Here is a 567-nt window from a genome sequence, read left to right as displayed (position 1 = left end):
TGGCGACCAAGCCGGTAGACTTCCGCAAGGGCATGGAGGGTCTTGCGACCCTGGTGCGCGAGAGCATGGGTGCAGATCCATTCTCGGGAGCTGTCTATGTGTTCCGGGCCAAGCGGGCGGACCGGATCAAGCTGGTGTTCTGGGATGGAACGGGCCTGTGCCTGTTCGCCAAGAGGCTTGAGGATGGGACCTTCCGCTGGCCGAAGATCGAGGACGGTGTGATGCGCCTGTCGGCAGCGCAATTGTCGGCGCTGCTGGAAGGACTCGACTGGCGGCTTGTGCACGAGGCACGGGGGACGCCGGCGCCAGCGCAGCCCGGGTAGTTGTTGGCAGCGCTGCGGCGAAGTGAATCAGGACCGTCGGATGCGTCGCCAGATGGCGGCGAATATGCTCTGATTTGGCTGTGAGCGACGTCCTGCCTGACGATCCGGAGACGCTGAAAGCGATGCTGCTCGCCGAGCGGTGCGAGAGCGAGCGGCTGCGTCAGATCATCAAGGAATTGCAGCGGCATCGGTTTGGCCGACGGGCAGAGACGCTGCCTGAAGACCAGATGCTGCTGGGCCTGGA

2 protein-coding genes are annotated in these 567 nt (G+C 64.2%); both read left to right on the top strand.

The features are described 5' to 3' along the window. Positions 1–323, top strand: a 323-nt coding sequence (gene tnpB, locus IVB32_RS30900; protein WP_247412454.1) for an IS66 family insertion sequence element accessory protein TnpB, incomplete at its 5' end; no start/stop codon positions are given. A gap of 122 nt (positions 324–445) precedes the next feature. After that, the coding region (locus IVB32_RS30895; protein ID WP_247412457.1) for a hypothetical protein at positions 446–567 on the top strand (122 nt) is incomplete at its 3' end.

The organism is Bradyrhizobium sp. 23, assembly GCF_023073295.1.
Classification (GTDB): Bacteria; Pseudomonadota; Alphaproteobacteria; order Rhizobiales; family Xanthobacteraceae; genus Bradyrhizobium; species Bradyrhizobium canariense_D.
The sequence above is the reverse complement of the archived record's forward strand: the minus strand, read 5'-3'. Positions and strand labels throughout refer to the sequence as shown.